A 22,852-nucleotide genomic window follows, 5' to 3' on the forward strand; every position below is an offset into this window, starting at 1 on the left:
CTGCGATGCCGTTCGTCCATCGCAGGGGTCGGTGACGGCCGTTCCTCGCCGGCTCGCGTCTTGTTGCGCGCGAGGCACGGCGGCATAATCAGCCGATGAAGTCGCTGTCGTCCCAGCCGTTGCCGCTGCCGCTGATCGTCTCGCCGCGGACCCACTGCTTGGCCTCGGCGGTCGGCTCGAGGTCGAGGTTGAGCGAGGCGACCAGCTCGCGCTCCCACGCGACGAGGTCGGCGGCCTCCCCGGCCTGGTACTCGGCGGGCTGGGCGGCGAACACCGCCGGGCGTATGGTAGTGCCCTGTGTCATATCGGACTCCTCTCGAAGGCTTCGGGGCCCGGTGTTCCGGCCCCCGGCGGGAGAACGAGTTCCCTCCCCCGATGACGAAAATAGGGCGGCGTCCGTGGCGCGACATCCGGGATTTGCGCCATGTCGGCCACGGCCGGCCGCGGCAGCCCGCACAGCAGCCCCGGTGAGCGATCGATGACACTCGTCGGCCGGCATGCCGAGCTCGCCCGGTTGGATCAGGCGTTGAGCGGCAGGCTGCCGTGCGCCGTCGTGCTCTACGGCGAACCGGGTGTCGGCAAGACCGCGCTGCTGGCGCAGGCCGCGCGAACGGTGACGGAACCGGTGTTCGTCGGGGGCGCCTTCTCGACGCTGGCGTGGATGCCGCTGCTGCCGTTGCGCCGTGCGCTCAGCCGGGGCGCGGGAGTGAAACGGGGCGTGGCAGGCACACCAGGCATGGCGGGCACCGCGGTGTCAGAGGCAGACGACTTCGACGGCGACGCGGTCTTCGTGGCGCACCGGGTCTGCGACATGGTCGGCGCGGGGCTGCTGGTCCTCGACGATGTCCACTGGGCCGATCCCGCGACGCTCGAGGTCCTGCCTTCCCTGGTCGGGCGGATACGGATGCTGACGGCGGTGCGGCGCGGTGGCGCGGGCGCGCCGGTGCTCGAGCGGTTGGCCGGCGCCGGGTTCGACCAGCTCGATCTGGCGCCGCTTTCGGCCGGTGACGCCGAGGCGCTGGCGCTGCGTCTGCGTGCGGACCTGACGCGGCATTCGGCCCGCAGCATCGTCGTGCGCAGCGGCGGCAACCCTCTGCTGATCGAGGAATTGGTGGCGAGTGTCGGCCACGGCGGCGTACCGGGGACGGGCGAATCGACAGGCTCGGCGGACTCGACCGGCGCGATATATCCGGACGCTCACGTGGCCGGCTCCGTCCGATCGAGCGGCGACGACCGTCGCATCGGCGACGGCTCGACTCATCCGGCCCCCCTGGCCCACCCGGGGGATACGCCTCCCTTGGGCGGCAGTCTCCGGCGCGCCGTCACCGCGCGCCTGCGGACGCTGAGCGCGTCGGCACGCGAAGCCATGGCGCTGCTCGCTCTGGCCGGTCACGCGCTGCCGGCAGCCGAACTCGGCGGCGCCGACGTGGAGCTGGCCGCAGCCGGATTGGTCGTGGCCGGAGCCGACGGCATGTCGGTCCGGCACGCTCTGCTCGGCGAGGTCGCCGCCGAGCTGCTCGATCCGGCGGACCGGCGGGCGCTGCACGGGCGGCTGGCCGACCGCGCCGCCGGGCCCGCCGAGGCCGCCCGTCACCGGCTGGCCGCCGGAGACCGGGCCGCGGCGTTCCGCGCCGCCAGCGCCGCAGCGGCACAAGCGACCACCCCTGGAGAACGGGCTGACCACTTGTTGCTCGCCGCGCGCTGCGCCGACGGGCCGGGCGAGGCGGACCTGCGGTTGCACGCGGCAGAACAGCTGGCCGCCGCGGGCCGGCACGCCGCGGTGGCCGAGCTGCTCACGGACATGCCCGCGCAGCCACAGCTCCAAGCCCGGGCGGCACTGGTGCTGTCCCGGGCGCTGTGGGAGACCAACGACCCCGAGGCATGCGACCGCGCGGTACTCGATGGGTTGGAGTGGCTCAGGCCCGGCACGATCGCAGCCGATCGCTCAGGAGCGATCACCGACTTCGACGACGATCCCGACTTCGCCCCTTCGCCCGTCGAGGTCGCGCTCCGCGTCGAGCACGCACGCAACCGGCTCTTCGTCCACGGCGACGCGCAAGCCGCGCTGCCGCTGGCCCGAGCCGCGCTCGCCCTCACCCGGGGTGCCGAGATGTATGAGGCCAGAGCGCTGTACGTCCTCGGCTCGGTCGAGTGGATCCTGAACGACCCGCAGTGGGAGCCGCACCTGACCGAGGCGATGCGCAAGGCACGCGCCGGCGCCGATGTGGACACCGAGTGCAGGGCTGCCAACAATCTCGTCTCGGCACACGAGAGCTGCGGAGACCCGGCCGTCGCACGCCGGATCGGCGAGCAGATGATGATGCGCACCCAGCGGCTGCGCATGTTCGAGTGGTCTCGGCAGTTCGAGGCGTTGGTGCTGAACCTCGCCATGCACGCCGGAGACTACGAGGCCGTACTCGACGCCGCTCCGAGGCTGCTGGCGGACCCGTTCGACCAGCTGCGCAACCGCGAGCAGATCCTCACCACGATCACCGTCTCCCTGGCCGACGTGGGCCGCGCGGACGAGGCACTGCACCTGCTCGACACCGTCCCGGCGGGGATCGCGCGCGACCGCTTCGGCGTCGGGCTCGTCAGCCTGGCCCGGATCGCAGTGCTCGGCGAAGCCGGACTGCCCGCCGCGGTGTTGGCGGAGACGCGCATCTTCCTGGACAGCGTGCAAGGTGACGGCGCCCGTCTCGCCTTCACCGCTCCGCTGATCGCGTGGGCCGCTTTACGCGCTCGGCGGCCGTTGCCCGAGCTCGGACTGCTGGACACCGGGGCCACGATGTTGCAGGCAGTCCCGCACGAATTGGCCGGGATCAGTGCGTTACGCCAAGCAGCGGGGCTCGACGTCGCCGCCGGCTCCGGCGGGACGTCCGACTCCGGGTCCGGGTTTGGCTCCGATTCCGACCGTGCCGCCACGGCCGCGCCCGCTGCCACCGACGTCGTCTCTGCTTACCGTGCCGCCGCGGCCTGCTTCGATGCCGCCGCCAAGTGCTGGGCCCCCTACCACCGCCGAGGCGAGCTCCGCTGCCTTTGGGCCGCCGCAGACGCCCTGCTGAGGGCGGGCGATACCGCAGAGGCGAAGGAGCGCCTGCTCTCGGTCGAGGACCGGGCCCGCGAACGCAGCATGATTCCGCTGTGCGGCCACATCGCCCGGTCGCTGCGCTCCGCGGGCGTCCGCCGCAGCGCACCGCGCGTTCCGCGCGAGCAGCAGCCGCCCTTCGTCGACGCGGCTCCGGGCACACGATCATCTGATTCCGCTGCGGCCTCCACGCTCACCTCGCGTGAGCGGGAAGCGCTGCGCTGCGCCGGCCGCGGTTTGTCCGACGCGGCGATCGGCGCGCAGCTGGGGGTGTCCGCGCGCACGGTGGAGACGCTGATCACGAACGCTCGTCGCAAACTCGGCGCGGCCAACCGTGCCCAGGCGGCCGCGATGCTCGCGGGAGACCCAGGGATATCGGAGGCCTTCGCCGACGGGGCTGGTTCGGTTTGAGTGAGCGACCGGTCAGGTTGCGGGTGCGTTGTGTCTCTAGCGGCGGGAATTGAAGCGCCGGGTGGGCCCGCTGCCCAGAAGCACTTCGATCTGGACGTACGAGGCCCCGGTGAGGCCGAGAGCCGAGCCGGTCTGGCCTCTCGGGGACGTGATGTCCACGGGACCTGCGCCCGTGACCTGGAACACGATGGGTGCGGCGGCGGTGCCGGACGAGGTGACGTCGACAGGGCCTGTTCGCGCTCGTCGTGCAGACAACAGTGGCGTACGCCGGGTTCGGTTCGTTGCCCTGTGGAGCGGCCCTCGGGCTGCTCGCCGCGTCGTGGTGAATGACCCCGGCCCGGCCCCGCGCCGCCGGTAGGCTCACCCTCATGGCCCGCCGCGCATCCCGGATCGCCCCCGGCGATATCGAATACGTCCCCACCAGCGCCGCCGAGCAGGTCGCGCACGCCGACGCTCTGCGCCGACACGGCCAAGATCACCCGGACCATCGCGCCCAGGACTTTGCCGAGGCCGCCGAATACTACGCTTTCGCGGGAGACCACGAGACGGCCGAGAACCTGTTCCGCGCAGCCCTGGCCGACGGCGGCCGCGTCGCAGGCAGCCTCCATGGCTACTACGCCGACTTCCTCTTCACCCGCGATCGGCCCGACGAGGCGCTCGCCCTGATCGAGACCGCGCGCAAAGCGCGCCCCGATGACCCAGACGTGTTCGTCATCATCGGCGAGACCCTCGACGAGCACGGCCACCACGAGCAGGCCGCCCGCTGGCTGACCACCGGCCTGGTCCGCTACTACGGCGACCTCGCCGAGATCACCGTAGACGACCTCGAAGACGACCCGGACGGCCAGATCATGGCCGCCGACCGCCTACGCGCCCGCCGCAACGCCGAACTCGCCCCCGACCACATCGACAACCTCATCGCAGCAATCATCGAGAACACCGACGAGCTCTGACGCCGGGGGGACCCGCAACAAGATCAGCGCCGGAACCGAAACTCGTGTCCGCCTACAGGTGGCCCGCCGGACCCCGGCGCTGACTGATGCGCTGGTCGAGATCGCTCTGTCTCCGGCCTGTCGTCCCGGATCGCGTCTGACGAGAAAGCTCGCCATGCCGTGCTCCCGTGACGTGCTGATCAGGCTGATCCGGGCATGACCTGTGCCGGAGAGCGGGTGCGGGCCGCCGCCCTGCTTCGGGCGAGCGCCGCGAACGTCGCGGGCATCACCGGAAGACTCAGCCCGGCATGCTGTGCTCGTGGTATCACCGCCAGCAGCGCCGCGATCAAGGCGCGGTCAGCCCAGTCCAGCTTCGGACGGGTGGTGCTGCGGCGTTCGAGCAGCGCGACATGGTGGCGCAGCAGAAGGATCTCGGCGTCCTTGCACGCCATGGACCGCCGCGACAGCCTCAACCACGTCGGCACACGCAGGGCCAGAAGGAACAGAAGGCGCAGGCACAGAGCCGATGATCTTCGCGGAGTCGATACCTGGGTCGCCACCTCCCATGTAGCTGACCTGCATGGATGCCATTATCGGCAATCGCAGGTTGGAGGCGGATTCTAGTTCGGCCGCAGTGGTCCCGGCGCTCCGCATGGCGCCGGCTTAGGCACTCGCTCTCGACGGCCGGTATGTGGAGCCGTCGAGGTCTGCGAGCAGGTCCTCGATGACGTGCTCTTCCTCGACCCGGACGGCGTGGGTGGAGATCGCTTCGCGCAACTGCGAATCCCATGAGGCGTCGCATGGCGCGCCGGTGTCCAGCCGGCTGCCGTGGCCGCGCCCGATCGCCTTGAGGTAGTCGTGGTGCGAGAAGCGCCAGGGTGCGGCGTCGATGAGGGCGAAGACGGAATTCGCGATGCGCAGGCCGCCCCAGTCGAAGTCCCCGTGGTAACGCAGGCACGCGCCGTGCTCGCACAGGGCGCGCAGGAGGGCTCGCGCGGCGACGGAGAGGTGGCCTTCGACGCAGACCAGCGCCGGGCAGTCCGGCCCCATCCGCTGGGCGGCTGCCTCGAGGACGGCGGGGTTCTCGCAGACGAACACCTCTCCCGCGCCGACACCGTACACGTCCGAGTCTGCGTCTGCGGCACCTTGGCGGATCTGGCGCAGGGTGAGAGCGAGGGGTTCGCCGTGTTCATGGGCGATCGCGAGGAGCGGTCCGAGGCTACCCGGGCTGCTTCCGTTGCCGGGTAGGCCGAGAGTGAGGACCCGCGAGGAGAGTTCGTCGAGGCTGACGCCGAGCTCCGCCCATTGTGCGCGGCGCTGTTCGGCCTTGGGCAGAACGAGCGCCTCGGGGTTGGGTGAGAGTGAGCGGGCCCAGTGCTCGGTGGCGGCGAGGACGAGTCTGCCCAGTGGCTGGTCGGTGTCCAGCGCGTGAGCGTCTCCGGTGGCGCGGGCGGCGAGGATGGGCAGTGATAGGCCGTCGGACGGGAGGTAGGCGAGGACTGCGGCGGTCTGCTCGGCGAGCGACCGCGCGGCGGACGGGTCGCCGCCGGCCAGCCGTTTGAGCGTGGCACGCGCGTGGGGCCGCCTCCACCAGCTCTCGAGGTAGGCGTTGGCGCAGGTAGCTGCCTCCAACGGCTCATTCGCGTACTGCCACGCCTGCGCGTCGGCGAGCGCCTTCGCCCTGTTGTCCGGTACGGGGCCGGTGAGTTCCTCCACTGCGGCGCGTAGGCCGTCGGGGTGGATGCCCGCGGTGCGCAGGAGGGCGTCGAGTTCCTCCATGCGCACGCTGAGCGAGGTGCCCCGGCTGGGGGCCCGGCCGAGCAGTGCGTCGATGGCGCGGCGCTGCGCGGGCGTGGCGGAAGCCAGCGTGAGACTGCCGATGAGCGGTCGTCCTTCGGCCGCGCGCTTGCGCACTCGCTCGATGAACCACGCTGTCTCCGGGGTACCCAGAACGCGGGTGAGGCGTGTTGCGTCCGTATGGTCGGAGGTCATGAGACAAGGGTCTCCTGCGTGTGGTTCGGTGCGCCGCCGGCTGAGTCAGGCTCGGCCGCACTGGCGAACGCGCCACCACGCGGTGCGCGGCGGCGTTCGCGCCCGTCCCAGATCCACGGGGTCACGAGAACGGCGTCGATGCCTTCGCGGCGCGAGAGCTGGGCGATGGCGATGCCGGGCACGGTCGGGTAGCAGGCCCATTCGCGCTCGCTGGTCATCACGACGTCGAGGTCGAAGGAGGCGAGCAGGCCCAGGCACTTGGCCCGCGAGTCGTCATCGACTCCTGCGAACGCCTCGTCGAGTGCGATCAGGCGCGGCGCGCTGGCGCGCCCGGAGGAGTAGTGCGAGGACGCCGCGGCGAACAGCGGGATGGATACCGCGAGGACTCTCTCGCCGCCGGAGGCCGGTCCGGTGGCTGGGCGCCACTGGCCGTCCTGGCGGCGCTGGATGGCGAACTCGTGCCAGGCCCGGTAGTCCAAGGCCCGGGAGAGCTGGTCCGCCCACGAGTCGCCGGGGTGCTCCTCGCGGTCGGCGGCGATGCGCGCCTGAAGGAACTGCCCGACCAGGGCGCGGTCGGCCGGACTCCAGACGTCTGCGGATGTGCGCAGCAGCCTGCCGCGCACCGCTTCGAGCCCTTCGGGCGCGGCCTTGGCGGGGTTCCACTGGAACCGCAGAAGCATTCCGGTCGAGGTGGGGCGCTGTTCGAGATCCTTGTTCATCTCGAGCACCTGCTCTTCCGCGGCCGCGATCAGCTCTTGCAGCGCCCCGGCCACTTCGCCGACGAGATGGTTCTCGAGCAGCTCGCGCTCTCTGGCCGTCAGCAGCCGGCCGCGCTGCTCGACGTCTTCGGTGAGCGAGGCCGCGAGAGCGGGTACGTCCCGTGAGCGGCCTTGGTAGACCACGTCGACGTGCATGAGCCCGGCATGCGGGGTCATCCCGACGCTGTGTCCATGGCGTCCGAGCGCGTCGGTCAGGGTCTTGATCTCCTGGGCGACGCGCTGCTGGATCAGTTCCCAGGCGCGCTCGCCTTCGTCGGTCTCGTCGAGTTCCTGGTTGATGGAACGGGCCAGGGCGACCGCCGGCGTGGGCAGCCACTCCGCATCCGCGGCGGGATGTTCGAGATCGGGCAGCGCGGTGGCGAGCAACCCGGTACGGGTGAAATCGCGCAGGGCGCGCACCGCCGCATCGCGCTCGTCGACCGCGGCCCCGATCTGCCCGCGCAGCAGTTCGCGGCGTCCGTCGGCGCGCTCGCGCTCGCGCATCGCCTGGTCATACGTGTCGCGGGTCTCCTCCTCAGCTCGGTCTCGCTCCGCTCCCGCCACCTCGGCCTCGCGCAGGCGGCGGAAGAGTTCCTCCACACTGGCACCGATGGTTTCTTGGAGCACTCGGCGGCGTTCTTCGGCTCCCGCCGCCTCACGTGCGGCGCGATCGGCCTCATCCGTCGCGGTGACGAGGACTTCGGCTGCCGCCTGCGCCTCCGTCTGCGCGTCGTGGAGCTCACCGGCTGCCTCGGCCGCGGCCCGCGAGGCAGGCCAGAACGCTGCGAGCGCCGTGCGGTAGTCGTGTACCGCTTCCCGCACGTCGGCGAGGACGCCGCGCTGCGTCGGCAGTGCCGTGTCCCGTGCGAACTGCTCCGCCTCGGCCTCGGCGGCTTCGGCGGTCCGCTGGCGTTCGGCCGCGGCGCATTGCGTCTCCCCCGCGCGCTCGATCAAGGTGCGCAGCAGTTCGTTGCGCACCGTCAGGCGTGAGTGCGCGTCGCGCAGGGCCAGGTCGGAAGGCTGGGCATGCAGATGCTCGGTGAGAGCCCTGACGAGCGATTGTACGTGCTCGATGTCGCGCGCCGACTCGTCGAGCTCGGCTTGGATCTCCCAGCGCAGGCCTGCGAGTTCGGCCAGTTTGGCGCGGCGGGCCGCCTCGCGCGCGCCCTCTCCGATGTGGCATGCGGCTTCCTTGCTCCATCGGCCCCGCAGCACACCGAGGCGGTAGTGCCCGTCGACGCCGACCCAGGCGGGGTGATCCGACTCGTCCACGCCGATACAGGCGAGCAGGTACGTCACCGCTTCGTCGGTCAGCGCTGCGGCCGCCTGGTCGTCACGATCGATCACGGGGCGCAGCAGCCCGGTCAGACCTCCGTTCGGCGCGGGAGCGGCAGTGGCGGTCACCAGAGTGTCACCGGTTCCGAGGCCGTACAGCGTGCCGTCGGGGCTGAGCCAGGCATCGAGGATGCCTGCGGCCTCGAGCGCCGCTTCCAGCCCGGCGCGGTCCGCCTCACTCACATCGGCGGCGAAGTCGACCGCGTGCCAGAACGCCGCGCCCGGTCGGTCCACACGGGCCAGCGGATCGCGGGTATGGGACGGTGCGGGAGCCTGGTGGCCGCCCGCCTCGAGCCGCGCGATGTCAGCGGTGATCTGTGCGAGCTGCTCGGAAGCGGCGGCGCGCCGACGCTCGAGACCGCTCTCCCGCCTGGTCAGCTCGGCCGCAGCCCGCTGACAGGCCTCGCGGGCCGTGGTCGCGGCCGGGTCGGCGCCGTCGAGCGTCTCAGTCCACAGTTCCAGGCGGGCGAGGAGAGCTTCCGGCTCGGGCCGGCGCGTCGCCGGATGGGCATCGAACCACACGCGGTAGTCCTCGACCAGCTCCGCGCCGGCTTCGAGGATCAGGGCTTGAGCGGCGGCGGCCCGTTCTTGGCCGGCGACGCGTTCCTCGGCCGCGCGGGAAGCCTCACCTTTGGCGGCCCTGGCGCGCTCGTGCGCCCGATCGGCCTCGTCGAGCAGGGCTTCGAGGCCGGAGATCGCCTGGGTGCGGCGTGCCACAGCGCGCTCCCCGGCACGCTGAGCCTGCGGGTAGGGCGCGGCCTCCCGGTCGGCTTCGATCCGAACGGCGTCGTGGTCGATCCCTGAGCGCCCGGCGGAATCCTGCGCCCTCGCGTCGGCGTCCTCGAGAGCCGTGGCGTCACGCTCCCGCCGGATGTGCGCGGCCGCGACCCGGCGATTCCAGTTCTCCCCTTGGATACGAGCACGATCCCGCGCCGCTGTGCGGTCGGCGGCGACCTCGGCGAGAGTACGCGCGATTCCGCCCGCCTCCTCGAGGCCGCGCGCCGCGTCCATCTCGGGGCTGCGGTTGAGGGCGTCGTGGGCGGCGGACAGCCGTTCTCGCTCGGAGGCCAGTTCGCCGAGCCGGGACTTCGCCACTGCCAGCCGTTCGGTCGCCGCCTCGAAGGCGGTGTCCTCGTCACCGAGATCACGGCCGAGGTGCTCGTACTTGCTGTGCGCCAGGCGCAGCACGGCCGCCTGCCGCTTCGCGGCGGTACGCGCGTAGCGGCGGTAGTGGCGAAGGAAGAGTTCTGCCGCGCGGGCCGTCTCCTGCAGCCCGAGCAGCGCCTCGCGCTCCTCGTCCAGACCGCGGAAAGCCTCGGCGACCTCGGTGATCAGCCCCTGGTCGAGCGGCGGCAGGGCCTCGGTGAGCGCCTTGGAAAGCAGCTTCTCGTCAGGCCTCTTGGACAGCTGCGGCTGGCGCAGCTGGATCAGCAGCCCCACCAGGGCTTCATAGCGTTCTCGGCCGAGGCCGAACATCGCCTCGTCCACAGCACGCCGGTACTCGGTCGCGGTGTCGTAGACCAGGCCGCGGTCGCCGAGCGCGTCCTTGAGGCGCTCGCGAGTGGACGGGATACGGGTGGCGGACATCAGCGCCAACTCCGGGCCGACGCGGCGGTCGGTGACGAAGAACCAGTGCCGCGCGATGCCTTTGCCCTTGACCGCCTTGAGACCGCAGCCAACGGTGCAGTACAGCTCCCGGCCGTCCTCGTCGATGCGGCCGAATTCCAGCCAGGCGTATCCGGTCCGCTCGTCGTGCGGGTGCCTGCCGCCGAGCAGCAGGTTCCACTCCATCCGCTTCGCCCGGTCCCCGTCCGGCTCGACCCGGCTCGGCGTGAGCTCGCCGTCGAGCAGGAACGGCAGGGTCAGCGCGAGCACCTTCGACTTCCCGGTGCCGTTGTTGCCCCGCAGCAACAACCGTCCGTCGTGGAAGCGGAACTCCTCGTCGTCGTAGTAGAAGATGTCCACCAGTCCGGTGCGAAGCGGTTGCCAGCGCGGACGGATCGGACGGGGCAGATCAGAGTGCGAAGCGATCATCGGGAAGCGTCCTTGCGCATGGTCTTGGAACCGGATCTCACGACGCGCGGTGCGGCCAGGGCGTAGCGGTGGATTGCGGGCTTCGCGGCGAACAGCTCGCTTTCACCCTCACCTGATACCTCGACGAGGTCCAGTGCGACCAGCCGCCGCAATGCGGCATCCGCCAGATCGCCCGAGGCGGCCGGGTCCGTGGCGGACTTGCGCCAGTACTTCCCGTGTTCGCCGGCCAGCGAGCGCACCAGGCGTGCCGCCTCGAGGCGCGCGAGCGGTCGCGCGCTCCCGGCCAGGTGCGCGGCGATCAGCAGCGTGACATGCCCCTCGGTGCCCTGTTCCGGCATCCGCACATCGGTCAGCTCGTCCTGCGGATCGACCATCGCCACGCCCTCGGCCCGCAGTTCGGGCACCAGCCCGGTCAGGGCATGGATACGAGCCGCGATGGCTTGGCGCTGGCGAACCAGATAGTCGCGTTCGTCCTCGTCCAGTTCGGCGTAGTAGACGACGGGATCATCGAGCAGGCGCCGCGTGAGCCGATGCCGCAATCCGCGCAACCGAGACTCGTCGGTGTCCGGACGCGGCTCGAACGTGAGCTCGGCCAGGCGTCGCTCGAAGCCGGCGGCCGAGACGCTCGACGGGCTTCGCGTCGTAGCCAGCAGGCCGGAGAGCAGCTTGCGCTTGACGTCGTAGAGCACGTCGTTCTCGGCCTGCGCGACGAACCCCTCCTCGTCGCCGTGAACCCGATCGAGCACACCGAACTCCAGCAGCAACCGCACGACGGCGACAAGGTCGGAGCGCTCCTCCCGGCGCTCCAACCGGAACTCGACACCCGCGTCGGCCAGTGCCGGATCCGCCACGCCCGTGATCACCCCGTCGGCGAGCCGGCCCAAGGTGATCTGGCTGTCCGCCCGTTCCAGCACCGCGAGCGCCAGGCACAGCAGAACGTAGCGACGGCGGGTGAACGGAGCCTTCGTCTTCGGGGCTACCGCGGGCCTGGTCGCGTCGTCCAGCCGCGCCGGGGTCTTGAGCAGGCGCGCGCTCTGCACGTCCACGACCAGCCGCCAGCCCGTCTCCGCGGCGAACCACGCCGTCAGTTCCGCAGCATACTTGCGTGCCAGGCGGAACTCCTCGCCCCCGGGCCTGAGCAGAGGCCGAGCCAGCAGCGCGCGTGCCGCCGTAGCGCGCTCGGCCTGGGCATCGGCGAGGAGCGAGGCAGCCCTCGGATCGACATCGGTATCGGCTTCGAGGAGGCCGTCGCCCGTCAGATCGTCGATCGTCACCGGACACCTCCGGCGCGGGCCAGGTCCACGATCTCGATGATGTGCTCTGGCCCCGACAGAACCCCGTCCTGCGTCGGGATCTCGACGATCGTCGAGGCGTCCACGAGCTTCAGGCGCACCTCCATGGTGCCGTCTCCGGTGGTGGCCGAGCACTCCGCCTCACCGGGTATCCGCGCCGCCAGAGCGTCCCCGAGCACGGCCAGGAACAGCCGAAACGCCTGCCGATCCAGCCCTTCCGGCCCGCCGAGCTCGGACAACAGCGTCGGCCCGTCGGTGGCCAGCCGCGACCTGGCCGAGGCCGTCTGCGCCGCCTCGGCCTCGGCCTGCTCGGCCAGCAAGACCCGCGCCGCGGACCGGTCCGCGACCTTGTTCGGGGAGCCGCGCCGCTCATACGAGCCGGTCTCCCGCAACCGAGGGCTGATCAGCAACGGCGGCGCCTGCTCCCACGGCGTGCCCGGCGAAGGCGGCTGCTGCGACCACAGTTCCTCCGTCTCCGCGTCCACGCTCAGATGCCGCGCCGGGGTGAGCGCGAACGCGGCCCGCCACAGCCGATGGGCGTCCTCGTCGGAGGGGGCCTCGGCGAAGAATCGCGCCAATGCGCGGAAATCCGCGGACCGGTCCACCCGCCCGCCGCGACGCTCGTTGAGCGCCGAGACCGTGTTCACCAGATTCGTGATCGCGCTCACCGCGCTCGCACGCAACAGCTTGGCCTGTGAAGGATGGTGCGCGTCGCGGGAGACGAACCAGTCCGTCAGGCCCCGCCAACGGTTCTCCCATCCCGCGAGTACGGCAGCGGGCGCGGCCGTGGCCGGAGCAGCTCCCGCGCCGGAGGCTGCTTCTGCGTCCTGCGCGCCGGACCCTTCACCATCCGGGACCGCGTCGGCGGCTTCGCGCTGCGCGGCGAGGGCGAGCAAGCGCGATACACCGGATGAATTCAACTGACCGAGCAGCTCCGCGATCTGCGCCCCGCGGTTGGCGAGATCGGCGATGAACCGCTCGATGTAGCCGATCAGCCGGTCCTTGTACGCGATGAACCCGTCCTCATCCCCGTCCTGGAAGTCGATGGTCCGCCGCAGCGAGGCCATGAACGCCTCCGCATTGTCGGCCAGCGAGGTGAACCTGTCGACGAGCCCGAGCAACGCGAGGTGCGCTTTCGCCGGGTCCGGGTCCGGGTTCAGCGAAAGCACGAGCAGAGCGGCGAGCTGCTCGACGATGTCCTCCAACGCCACCGCCTGCAACTGGCCGCGATGGCCCAGTGCCTGCTCGTACGCCACGATCGCCGCCACCGCGGCCTGCCCGTGCCGGGTGAGCTGGTAGAGATAGCGGGCGCGATGGAAATCCTCGACCGTCGTGACCCGCCCCGTGTCCGCGTCAGCGCGCAGATTGCCCCACGCCTCCAACTGCTCGAGAGCGCCTGAAACCGGCTCGATCGCGACTGCCGCGATGCCCGCGTCCCGGCGCAGCTCGGCGAGCACGTCCTCCGGCCGCAGATGCACGGTGAACCGCGCCCTCGCCTGGGCGAAGACACGCAGCACCTGGCTGTAGAGAGCGGCATTCGGGGTGCTGAGGTAGGCGAACGGCTGTGGCTCAGCTGTTGCGGCCGACGAAAGACGGGATGAGGCGCGGCTCATATTGTCACATTCTTCCGTATCGACGCGCCTGGCATGCCGTATTCCGCAGATCGGCGCCGAGGCGCTGTGGAACGGGGCGGGATTCGACCAGCACGGGTGTGTCCACGACTCGCAGCCGAGCGGATCAAGCTCGATTCACTTCTCCAGCGCCACAGGCCGGCCCTGAACGTACCTTCCCCCGCGCTACGGAAGCGTCAGGCCGGGTGAGAGCGTCGCGCCGCAGCCGCTGCGGCCGTGGTCCTGTTGCCAGGTCTCGGCCGGCAGGATCGTCGAGGCCGTCAAGGCCCGCGCTTGGGCGAGTAGCCCGGGGTCGGTCACGTCGGCTGCGCGGACCCAGTTGCCGCTGGCACCGCCGTCGTTGTCGAGCGGGAGGTAGCCGTTGGCGAGCAGCACTGATGATCGCAGGCCACTGGTATCGATCCACGAGCCGGCGACGTGGATGAACGTCGGGCGGGCCACGGTGAATACGTAGGTGCGCAGGGCGGCGGGTTTGCCGTGCTCGTAGTCGTCGGCGATCGCGGGGTCGGTCAGGCCGGCCAGATCGTACACGCGCAGGTCGCTGGTGAGCAGCGTGCCGCCGAGATCGGGAGTCAGCAGGCTGCCGTCGGTGACCCGCAGTATCCGGGCATACTGGTTGAACGGGGGGCCGTCGATGGCGACGACCTCGCACAGCGGTACGGTCGGATACCTCAGGAACCGGTGGAACTGCTTGCGATCGGCGAGATACCCGAAGGCGAGCGACAGCGCCAGCGCGCAGGCGATGACTCCGCGCATGCGGATACGCGAGCACTCCCAGAGCGAGACGACCGAGAGCGCCAGGGCGAAGGAACCGAGGACCCATACGGGCGTGGCGAAGCGGTAGAGCGGCATCCAGTCCGGGATGAGCACCGCGAAGGCGACGATGGCCAGCCCGAGTGGGACGAGCACCGGAACCAGGGCCCGCCGTTGGCGCTCGCCGAGACCGCAGGCCATGCCGATGCACGCGGTGCACACCAGTGCGGCCGGCCAGCCGATGAAGTGCAGCAGGTCCTGCCCGTGATTGAGGTCGAGCACCGTGGGAGTGCTCTGGCTCTTGGCGACGGCGGTGTTCGAGACCCATCCGCCGAACTCGGCGTGCCGCCAGAGCAGGAACGCACCGAACGGCACGGCGAACGTGAGACACGAAATGGCGACGGCTTTGACCGACTCCCGCCATCGCGTCCGCTCGGTGAGGAAGACCACGGTTACCGGGAAGACGGCGAGATAGATCAGCCCGTCCGGTCGGGTGAGAGCGGCGAGCAGGGCCAGCAGTCCCGCGCAGCTCGCGGTGCGGCGCGTGGTCAGCGTGCCGGAGGCCGTGGCGCAGACCATGAGGCTGGCCAGCGCGGCGAGCGTGAGCCCGTAGAGCGGGTTCTCCAGCCCCGAGAAGCACCAGGCGACCAGGGACATGTTGACCGCGAAGAGGCCGCCGACGAGCGCGGTCACGGCCCAGGCCCGCCGGGGCAGCACGGCCCGTGCCGCGAGGTTGACCGCGACGAGCATCCCGAAGACGCACGCGAGCGCCAGCAGCTTCGGATAAAGCACGACGTCGGCGATGCCGAACCAGGACCCGTGGTCGAATACCCCGAGCCAGCGCCCGATCACCAGCAGCGCCAGCCAGCTCGGGTCGGAATAACCCTCCACCGGCGTCGCGCCGGGCTGCTGCACGGGCCCGTGCCCTGTCGCGACACTGCGGGCGTAGGCGAATGTGACCCCGGCGTCGTCGACGATCCAACGGCCGAGCCGGGATGCCTGAAGCGCCACGGCCGCCGTGCCGGCCAGTACCGCGGCCTTCTCCGGCCAGTTGCGCAGCACCCGGTCGAGCACGGTCCGGCGTGACGGGGACAGGCTCTCGGGCCGCTCGGACGTGTCCGGGGCGACGGCAGTCTGAGCAGGCACCATGGGATGAGCCCCCCGGTCTTGACGCCAAGGATGCTAGTGGCCCGGATCTTGGCGGAGTCGTCTCAGTTTTCTTATGAGATGCGAGAAGAGGATATGAGAGAAGCGGCAGAGCGGTAAGCCCGCCACGGCCCCTGAGGCCATCGTTGCGTAACCATGACGATACTGGGGCGATTCTCGGAAATTTGCTCAGCGCGCCGGCGCCCGGACCATCGCCTTCGCGGCACAGCCCCCGGAAGCCCCACGGACTCCCGCCCTCGGGGATGGCTGTCGTGGACCCGCAAGATCAGCCGGATGCTTATGCGATCGAGGTGCACACCGAGAGCGGGCGCGTACAGAACCGCCCCGCCCCGCTTGAGTTGCGCACGCTTCTTTCGTCGCTGGGCTGCTCGGGCGGGCGCGACGCCGTGGTCGGGCCGATCACCTGGTGGAAGCGGTTGCCTGCAGCCTCCTGACAGTCACCTGACAGCCACCGCAGGCTTCGCCGCGGGTCTTCGTTGGCCGTTGCTGACCGATATCTACGAATCGGGTGCGTAAGCGGCTACGGTGTGTCATACTCGCCGCGGGAATCAGCATCCGTGGAAACAGTCCCACGGTATTCGCATCTGCGCACGTCCTGGGGAGGGGCGCCCGTGGAGGGCATCTCAGACCGCATCAACGCGGTCTTGGCAAACCGGCGCATCGTACAGCCGCTCATCGACGCCGAACTGGCCATGTGGGAGCGCATTCAAGACAGTCTGGGCGCCGTGCGCACCGCGCTCGCGGCGGCGCAGTCCTCCGAGGTGGAGCTGGCCGGGCTGGCCGACTTCGATGTGGACCGTCTCGCCCGACTCGCCGCGGACTCGATCGCCGCGCTGGCGTCGGTGCGGGCGCGGGTGAGCCGGCGCACCGTCAACATCGGCGTCAGCGGGCAAGCCCGCAACGGCAAGAGCACGCTCTTGCAGGCCTTGTCCGGGCTGGGCAACGAGCAGATTCCGGCGCGCGGCGGTGGCGCGGTGACGGCGGTGCGCAGCCGGATTCTGCATTCGGCGACGCAGCGCGAGGCGCTGTTGACGATGCACACCGAGGCGTCCTTCTGCACCGAGGTCTTGGCGCCGTATGCCGCGGCGCTCGGGCTGGAGGGCCGGCTGGACACGCTCGACAGCTTGGCGGGGTTCCGGTACGCCGACCATCTCGCGGTGATCCGGCAGCGGGAGGACTTCCCGGTGCTCGGCCCGATGCTCAAGCGGGTCCAGGAGATGGCGTCCGCGGTCAGCGGCTTCCGCCCGCTGTTGACCGGCGAGACCCGGCGGATAGACCTGGACGAGCTCTACCCCTGGGTCGCCTATCCGCCGGAGAGCACCCCCGACGCGGACCGCCGCTACCTCGCCGTGCGCGACGCGGTGATCTCCTGCCTCTTCCCGCTCGAGGAGGTGGTGCACTTGGGCCTGATCGATCTGCCGGGGCTCGGTGAGCTGCTGCCCAGCGCGGAGCAGCGGCATCTGTCCGGCCTGCAGAACGACGTCGACTTCGTGCTCGTGGTCAAGTGGCCCCGCGAGACCAACACCCTGTGGTCGCAGGCGGACGCTCGTTCGCTGGAGTTGATCGGGCAGGCTCGGGGAGCCGCCGGAGTGCGGGACTTCGCCGCGATCCTGATCAACACCGGCTTGTGCACGTCGGAGAATCTCAAGGCGGTCGAGGACGATGTCCTGCACCGGCTCAACGACGGCCAGGCGGACTCGGTCTACCGGGTGATCCGGGCGGACGCGGCCGACCGGGAGCAGGTGCGGGTCGACGTACTCGAAGTGCTGCTCGCCCACCTCGCCGAGGCCCTGCCGCGGATGGATGCCGCCGCGCTGGAGCAGGCTCGCGCGGTGTGCGCCGCGAACGCCGACCTGGTGCGGGTCGAGGTCGGCACGGCGCTGTCCGTGCTGCGCTCGGTGATCACGGCTACCCCCACCGAACTCCTGGTCGCGCGCGCCGACGGGCTGCGCACGGATCTGGCCGGGGCGCTGCGGCGGTGGGTTGACGGCTTGGCCGCTCGTGCCGCAGCCGACAGCACGTACGAAGACCACGAGTTCCTCGCCCGAGCCGAAGAGATCCGCGACGGTATCCGCGATTGGGTCATCGCGGGCTTCGGCGAGGGAGTCGAGAGCTGGGCGAATCGCGCTCTGGACAGGATGAACATCGACGCGAGCGCCGCTCCGTTCGCCGTGCAGTCGCTCAACTCCGTGCGCGTCGAGATCGCCGAGCAGTTCGCCGGCATCGACACCGTGCTCATGGCCCGGCGGGACGAGTTCTGGCAGGGGCTGGCGGACGCGCTGGCAAGCCGGCTGGCCCCGCTGCTGCCCGAAGGTGGCACGCCCGGGGAGGCGCTGCAGCGGCTCGCCGACCTGCTCGGCGACGCCGAGGACCCGTGCCCGACGCTGCGCCGGGCGCTCGAGTTCATCCTGGACGTGCGGCTGGACTACCGGACCCGCACGCTTCCCCGGTTGCGGCAGTCGCTCTACCCCCTGCAGGCCGAGTCCGCATCGGGTGACGAAGGCGCGCTGGCCCGGCTGCTGCCGGTCGCCCGCACTCAGGCGGGGGCCGAGGAGCTGCACCGGAGGATGGCGCAGTTGGCCCGGCAGACGGTCCACGATGCCAGCGGCATCCTGGTCGACGAACCCGCCATCATCGCTCAGGTCCTCTTCGCCTACGGCGAGCAGTTCGAGGACTCCTTCATCCGCTCGAAGGCGGCCGAGGCGGAGTTCCGCCGGGTCGCGGAGGCCTTCCGCGATCAGCTGTGGAGCCGGCAGGACAGCACGCCCGGCGGCGGCCTGGCCAACATGCGCATTCAACGCGTGCGCAAGTCGTTGGCCGACGTCAAGGCCGCCCTCGCCTCCGCTCCGACATCGTCCGCCGCCGTATCCGCCATACCCGCCGTATCCGCCGCATCGACGCCCCGAGCGGGCTGGGAAGGGGGCGCGTGATGACGCCCGCGTTCAAAGTCTCGGTCGTCGGCCCCTCCCGGGTGGGCAAGACCAGCCTGTTGACCGCCGTGTTCGCCGACACCGAGCTCAAACTCGCCGGCACCTCGCTCGAGGTCGTGCTCGACGAAGTGACGGAACGACGGGTGAACAAGCACAACAAGGAGCTGCGTTCGGCGATCGAGGCGAAGGAGTTCAGCGCGGCGGCCCTCGCCGGGACGAACACCATTGAGAACTACCAGATCGCGCTGCGCTCCGTGGACGATCCGGACCTGGTCGTGCCGTTCGACCTGCAGGACTACCCCGGCGGCTGGCTGGACCCGCAGAACCGGGCGGCGAACAACGTCGCCCCGGAGCGCTGGCGCCAGTGTGAGAGCCACATCCGCGGCAGCATCATGCTGCTGATCCCGATCGACGCCGCCGTTCTGATGGAGGCCCGGACCCCGTCACAGCGCGCCGCCGCGCTGAACCTGCTCGGCATCGTCGACGTCGAGAAGGTCGTGCGGATGTGGGTGAGGTCCCGCAATCTGGAAGAGAACTGCGACGAGCCCGCAGTGCTCATGTTCGTTCCGCTCAAGTGCGAGAAGTACTTCGACCCGCACCGCCCGGCGGACTCCGACGCGGCCGCGCTGACCGCGCGCGTGAAGGAGGCCTACGGCACCGTCACCGAGATCGTGCGGAAGGAAGCCACTCAACGGTCCGTGCGAGTCGTATATAACCCAGTGGATACTTACGGCTGCGTGGAGCTGTACGAGGGGCTCTGGAAGCAGGCCGGTGACGCGGCGGCGGGGCAACTCGATTTCACCGGGTACTACCACTTCCGGGGCAACCCGCCGACGGTCCAGGTCCGTGCGGCGGGCGTCGTGATGCAGGAGCTGTGCCGTTGCGTCCTGGCCGGCCAGGAGAACCTGGAGCGGCTGGCTCAGGCCGCGCATCAGGAGGATCACGACCGGTTGGCGGCCCGCCGCGCCGAGGCGAAGGGGTTCTGGGGAACGATCACGTTCTATATCAGCGGCGAGGCGGGCGAGAACGCGGCCGGGATGCAGGGCGCGCGTTCTGCCATCGGCACGGCCCAGCGGCGACGTTATCGGATGCACTCGGACATCGCCCGGCTCGCGCAGTTGGCCGACGACGCACGCACCCAGGATTGGACGGGGCGATGAGGGCTTACGTACAGACGCGAGGCACCGCCCGGCGCATGGACTATGCCTTCCTGGTGCGTCGACCGAAGGATCAGTGGTGGGACCGGCTGGCCGACGCCAGCGTGATCTTCACCGACGGCCTCGAAGTGGCGGTGAAGGGCGCAGGCGACGGCTGCGAGGTGATGATTTGCGGTGTGCCGTCGAAACGGCGGGACGCCGTGGGCACCGCGATCCGCTACACGCTGTTGCTGGAATTGGGCATCGCCGACAGCTCCCTCGCGGCGCCCTTGGTCCGGTGTGCGCTCGGCGACGCGAGTCGTGCGGATCTGGGAGCCGGCCTGGACGAGTTGTTCGACGCAGAGACGGTCGACCGGATCCTGAGCGCGCAAACCGCCGGGGATGAGGTTCTGCTCGACCGCGCGGGCGAGGCGGTCGCCGAGATCGTGAACAGAGCGGCGGCGGCGGAGTCGAACACGGCACGCGGTGGTGTTCCCGGGTCTCCATGGGCGGGCTCGGCGGAGGATGAGACCAGCGTCGACGCCTTCCTCGGCTACGTCGCCGAAGTGGCGCATGGCGGAAAGGGTCTGGCCTTCACCTCCCACGCGGTACAGAGCCTCGACCGTGCCCGGCAGGTGGCACAGCAGTTCGGGCCGGACCTCGTCCTGCTGGTCGCGGACGCGCCGTTCGAAGGAATCAAGCCCCTGGGAAAAGCGGAGGGGTCGGCGGACATCGAGAAGCCGGCCCCGATCAGTCGAGTCGGGATCCTGGGCTTGGCGCTCTGTGGCCTGATAGTGCTGCTGTTGATTATCTGGTGGGTACGTCGGGCCTGACCAGCCTTGGCTCGGCCGAGGTCAGGCTGACCGCTCGTGAACGCCACTGGTCCGGCACGGTGTATCTCGACCCGCCGCTGCTGTTCGGACGGGTCGTGGCGGACACAGGCGACCAGGAACTCCTCACCGGTTATTACGCCGTGCCGGCGCTGCCGAGCTGTCGGGCTTCCGGGTACGTCCCCTTGAAGACGCGGGTGCGCTGGCGGCTGGGAGAAAACGAAGTCCAGAAGAGTGTGATGGACACGGCGGCGGTGTGGCCGTTGATCGAGCAGGCGACGCTCTCCGCGTGGAGACGCCTCAGCGATCTGGACCGGCGCTCGCAGGGCGGCTCGGGGCGCTCGCCATCCGAATGGGCCGACGCGGCGGCGGCGTACATCGATCTCGGGCGGCTCGATCTGGCGGAGGCGGCCGTGCGAAATCTCGCCCGGGGAACGCTCCTCGAGCGATTCGGCGAGTTCCGGAACCCGCAGGTCCGCCGTCGCCTGATCGACCACTTCCGCCGGCTCGATTGGCTTGTCAGAGAGGACCCGGCGCTGACGCGAGCACTCGACGTACTAGGCCGATGAAGTCGCTTTCAACCCGAGCAGTGGGGGGAGGCGATCCGGGGCCGAGCCCCGTACTCAACGGTTATCGCCTTCGAGAACACGAGGATGCCCGTGACCGCAGACTTCGATCTCGCTCTGAGTACCGTCGCCCACTACCGTTGGGGCTCGCTGGCCGTATCTTTCGACCGCACGCGCATCCGCAACCGGGCCCTCGTCGACGCGGCAGGGCGTGAGCAGGATCTCGACTACACCGTCGAGAACACCACCGAAGCCGCGGAGGTCGTCGCCTTTCTCCATGAGCTCGTCCACTATGCGCAGGACCTGACCACAGGTGTCGGGCACTGGGACGACCAGCTGAGGCGGCGCTGGTTGCCCGAATGCCTGGTCAACCTGCGCGGGCCCGGCTCCCACCCGAGACCGGCCCTGCCGTTCGCCGAAGACTACGACGATGACGAGCAGCTGACGGGGGACGTGTCGTACACCCGGACGATCCATGAAGCATTCATCGGCGACCAACAGATCTTCCGGAGAGACAAATCGTTTCCGGCCGCACGCGCCCAAGCCATCGCCGACATGGTCAACCGGGATCTCGGCACCGACCACACTCCGGATCAGACGCTCAGCCTCCGGCCGGAGGCGTTGTTCGAGGGCGAGGCGGCCGCCACGGTCCAGAGCCTGATGCTCAAAGGGAAGATCGACACCAGTCGCAGGGGCGCCCTCGACGACGTCGCGAACCTGTGGGACTTCTACCGGCAGCCCGAGTCCTACCAGGCTTCCTTCCGGCTGTTCCTCTCCGCCTTCGACGCCCTGCCTGAAGACCCCGAGTGGCGGGCGGAGACCGCATTCGACTGGTTCACCACGCTCATCGACCTCGCCTGTGCGTACCCGGACCCGGACTGGCTCGCGCGACACCCCCGGGTGGAGCGCACACACTTCGAGCCCGGGGTGAAGTTCCTCCGCCTGACCCGTGCGATCACTGGAAACGCCCGAGCGATCGAGCGCGTCGTGGATGATGCGGAGGCAGTGGAGCGGATCCTGCTGGACGCGATGCCGTTCCGGTACCCAACGGCGCGGAAGGTCTATGCCGGCTGGGCGGATTGGTTCGACCGGAAGATCCGTACCGAGTCGGTCGGCGAGCCCGTACTCACCGTGCGCCGAGACAGCGCCCGCCGTCGCGCCGACGGGAATCCGATCCTGCCGACGAAGACGCCGATGCGCATGATCACCGCCCAGCTGCCGCTGATGATGTTCGACCGGCAGGGCCCGCATCAGACGTGGCACGGCGAGATGCTCGCGGACTCGGAGCGGCAGAGCGCCGTCCTCGCCGACAGCCTCTACGACTCCACTCTGGCAGAGCTCGTCGGCGCCATGGTGGAGACCGGTCGCTTTCGTTGCCCGCTCGGCCTGACTGGATTCTGCCGCTCCGCCCAGGACCGCTGCCGGAAGATCACCGACCTGCGGCAACTGCCGCCGCTCCCCGGCTGCCACGTGCGCGGCATGCTCGAAGCGAACGAGTTCCGCATCGCGACCACGGACCCTGCCACGCCGGGCGTCTGAGAGAGAAGAGGGTCACCATGTCTCAACTGCTTGACCGCGCCGCGATCGAGGATGAAATCGCCACCGTCGCCGCCGCATTGAGCGAGGACGACGACCTGGACGATGATGGTCAAGATCTTGGTATTCCGGGTGCCGAGACGATCCTGATTCTGGTCGCGAGCAAGCTCATCCTCCCGGTGTTCACCGGACTGATGGGCAAGGCGGCCGGTGCGAAGTACCGCGAACTTCGCACCCGCCGGGACATCGACGCTGCCATCGCGGAGCTTGACGGCGCACCCGTGGCAACCGCACACGAGGCCGTCGACCTCTCGGCGTTGCACCGGGAAGTGGTGGCCATGGCCGTGGCGGAGGGTGTCGATCCGCGGTTGGCCGAGGCAGTCGTCGGAAAGACGGTCTCCCGCCTGCACGAGCGATACTTCCGCGCCGAGTAGCGAGACGCGGGGTGCCCGGCGCCGGCGGGA

General features: G+C 70.3%; 16 protein-coding genes. 9 read left to right on the forward strand and 7 right to left on the reverse strand.

Annotated elements, in window-relative coordinates; translation table 11 throughout:
* Nucleotides 1-88 precede the first annotated feature (88 nt).
* Nucleotides 89-304, reverse strand: a complete 216-nt coding sequence (locus ACTRO_RS28045; RefSeq protein ID WP_034267812.1) for a hypothetical protein — start codon at nt 302-304, stop codon at nt 89-91.
* 120 nt (nt 305-424) lie between these two features.
* On the opposite strand from ACTRO_RS28045, the gene ACTRO_RS28050 reads away from it, so the two are divergent.
* Both ACTRO_RS28050 and ACTRO_RS47550 read left to right on the forward strand, forming a co-directional pair.
* Nucleotides 425-3,496 carry a helix-turn-helix transcriptional regulator gene (locus ACTRO_RS28050; protein WP_034267816.1) on the forward strand — a complete coding sequence of 1,024 codons (3,072 nt, stop codon included), beginning with the start codon at nt 425-427 and terminating at the stop codon, nt 3,494-3,496.
* A 368-nt stretch (nt 3,497-3,864) separates the two neighbouring features.
* Nucleotides 3,865-4,449, forward strand: coding sequence for a tetratricopeptide repeat protein (locus ACTRO_RS47550; protein ID WP_051451507.1), 585 nt, complete (start codon nt 3,865-3,867; stop codon nt 4,447-4,449).
* 179 nt (nt 4,450-4,628) lie between these two features.
* On the opposite strand, the gene ACTRO_RS44030 is transcribed toward ACTRO_RS47550, so the two are convergent.
* The 6 genes from ACTRO_RS44030 to ACTRO_RS28085 form a co-directional block, all read right to left on the reverse strand.
* Nucleotides 4,629-4,988 carry a hypothetical protein gene (locus tag ACTRO_RS44030; RefSeq protein WP_157436496.1) on the reverse strand — a complete coding sequence of 120 codons (360 nt, stop codon included), beginning with the start codon at nt 4,986-4,988 and terminating at the stop codon, nt 4,629-4,631.
* A gap of 103 nt (nt 4,989-5,091) precedes the next feature.
* Nucleotides 5,092-6,420: a TIGR02679 family protein gene (locus ACTRO_RS28065; RefSeq protein ID WP_034267819.1), complete on the reverse strand. Its 1,329-nt coding sequence runs from the start codon at nt 6,418-6,420 to the stop codon at nt 5,092-5,094.
* Nucleotides 6,417-10,547 carry a TIGR02680 family protein gene (locus ACTRO_RS28070; RefSeq protein WP_051451509.1) on the reverse strand — a complete coding sequence of 1,377 codons (4,131 nt, stop codon included), beginning with the start codon at nt 10,545-10,547 and terminating at the stop codon, nt 6,417-6,419. Before ACTRO_RS28070 ends, ACTRO_RS28065 begins: the two co-directional genes overlap by 4 nt.
* Nucleotides 10,544-11,821 carry a TIGR02678 family protein gene (locus tag ACTRO_RS28075; protein WP_211244434.1) on the reverse strand — a complete coding sequence of 426 codons (1,278 nt, stop codon included), beginning with the start codon at nt 11,819-11,821 and terminating at the stop codon, nt 10,544-10,546. The genes ACTRO_RS28070 and ACTRO_RS28075 overlap by 4 nt, the downstream gene beginning before the upstream one ends.
* Complete coding sequence (locus ACTRO_RS28080; RefSeq protein ID WP_034267822.1) at nt 11,818-13,452, reverse strand: TIGR02677 family protein; 1,635 nt, start codon at nt 13,450-13,452, stop codon at nt 11,818-11,820. Before ACTRO_RS28080 ends, ACTRO_RS28075 begins: the two co-directional genes overlap by 4 nt.
* Before the next feature lie 183 nt (nt 13,453-13,635).
* Nucleotides 13,636-15,372, reverse strand: a complete 1,737-nt coding sequence (locus ACTRO_RS28085) for a hypothetical protein (protein WP_157436497.1) — start codon at nt 15,370-15,372, stop codon at nt 13,636-13,638.
* Nucleotides 15,373-15,641: 269 nt separating this feature from the next.
* Between ACTRO_RS28085 and ACTRO_RS28090 the strand changes: the two genes are divergently transcribed.
* The 7 genes from ACTRO_RS28090 to ACTRO_RS28120 all read left to right on the forward strand — a co-directional run bounded on the left by ACTRO_RS28090 (nt 15,642) and on the right by ACTRO_RS28120 (nt 22,822).
* Nucleotides 15,642-15,824 (forward strand): hypothetical protein, encoded by a 183-nt coding sequence (locus ACTRO_RS28090; protein ID WP_157436498.1) that lies wholly within the window; start codon nt 15,642-15,644, stop codon nt 15,822-15,824.
* 177 nt (nt 15,825-16,001) lie between these two features.
* Nucleotides 16,002-18,320, forward strand: coding sequence for a hypothetical protein (locus ACTRO_RS49150; RefSeq protein ID WP_034267827.1), 2,319 nt, complete (start codon nt 16,002-16,004; stop codon nt 18,318-18,320).
* Nucleotides 18,320-19,480: a hypothetical protein gene (locus tag ACTRO_RS28100; protein WP_034267830.1), complete on the forward strand. Its 1,161-nt coding sequence runs from the start codon at nt 18,320-18,322 to the stop codon at nt 19,478-19,480. Before ACTRO_RS49150 ends, ACTRO_RS28100 begins: the two co-directional genes overlap by 1 nt.
* Before the next feature lie 35 nt (nt 19,481-19,515).
* Nucleotides 19,516-20,289, forward strand: coding sequence for a hypothetical protein (locus ACTRO_RS28105; protein ID WP_034267832.1), 774 nt, complete (start codon nt 19,516-19,518; stop codon nt 20,287-20,289).
* A gap of 59 nt (nt 20,290-20,348) precedes the next feature.
* Nucleotides 20,349-20,855 carry a sigma-70 family RNA polymerase sigma factor gene (locus tag ACTRO_RS28110; RefSeq protein ID WP_157436499.1) on the forward strand — a complete coding sequence of 169 codons (507 nt, stop codon included), beginning with the start codon at nt 20,349-20,351 and terminating at the stop codon, nt 20,853-20,855.
* 90 nt (nt 20,856-20,945) lie between these two features.
* Nucleotides 20,946-22,391: a hypothetical protein gene (locus tag ACTRO_RS28115; protein WP_157436500.1), complete on the forward strand. Its 1,446-nt coding sequence runs from the start codon at nt 20,946-20,948 to the stop codon at nt 22,389-22,391.
* A gap of 17 nt (nt 22,392-22,408) precedes the next feature.
* On the forward strand, nt 22,409-22,822 hold the full coding sequence (locus ACTRO_RS28120) for a hypothetical protein (RefSeq protein WP_034267840.1): 414 nt from the start codon (nt 22,409-22,411) through the stop codon (nt 22,820-22,822).
* Nucleotides 22,823-22,852: the final 30 nt, after the last annotated feature.

It is taken from the genome of Actinospica robiniae DSM 44927 (genome assembly GCF_000504285.1).
Lineage (GTDB): Bacteria > Actinomycetota > Actinomycetes > Streptomycetales > Catenulisporaceae > Actinospica > Actinospica robiniae.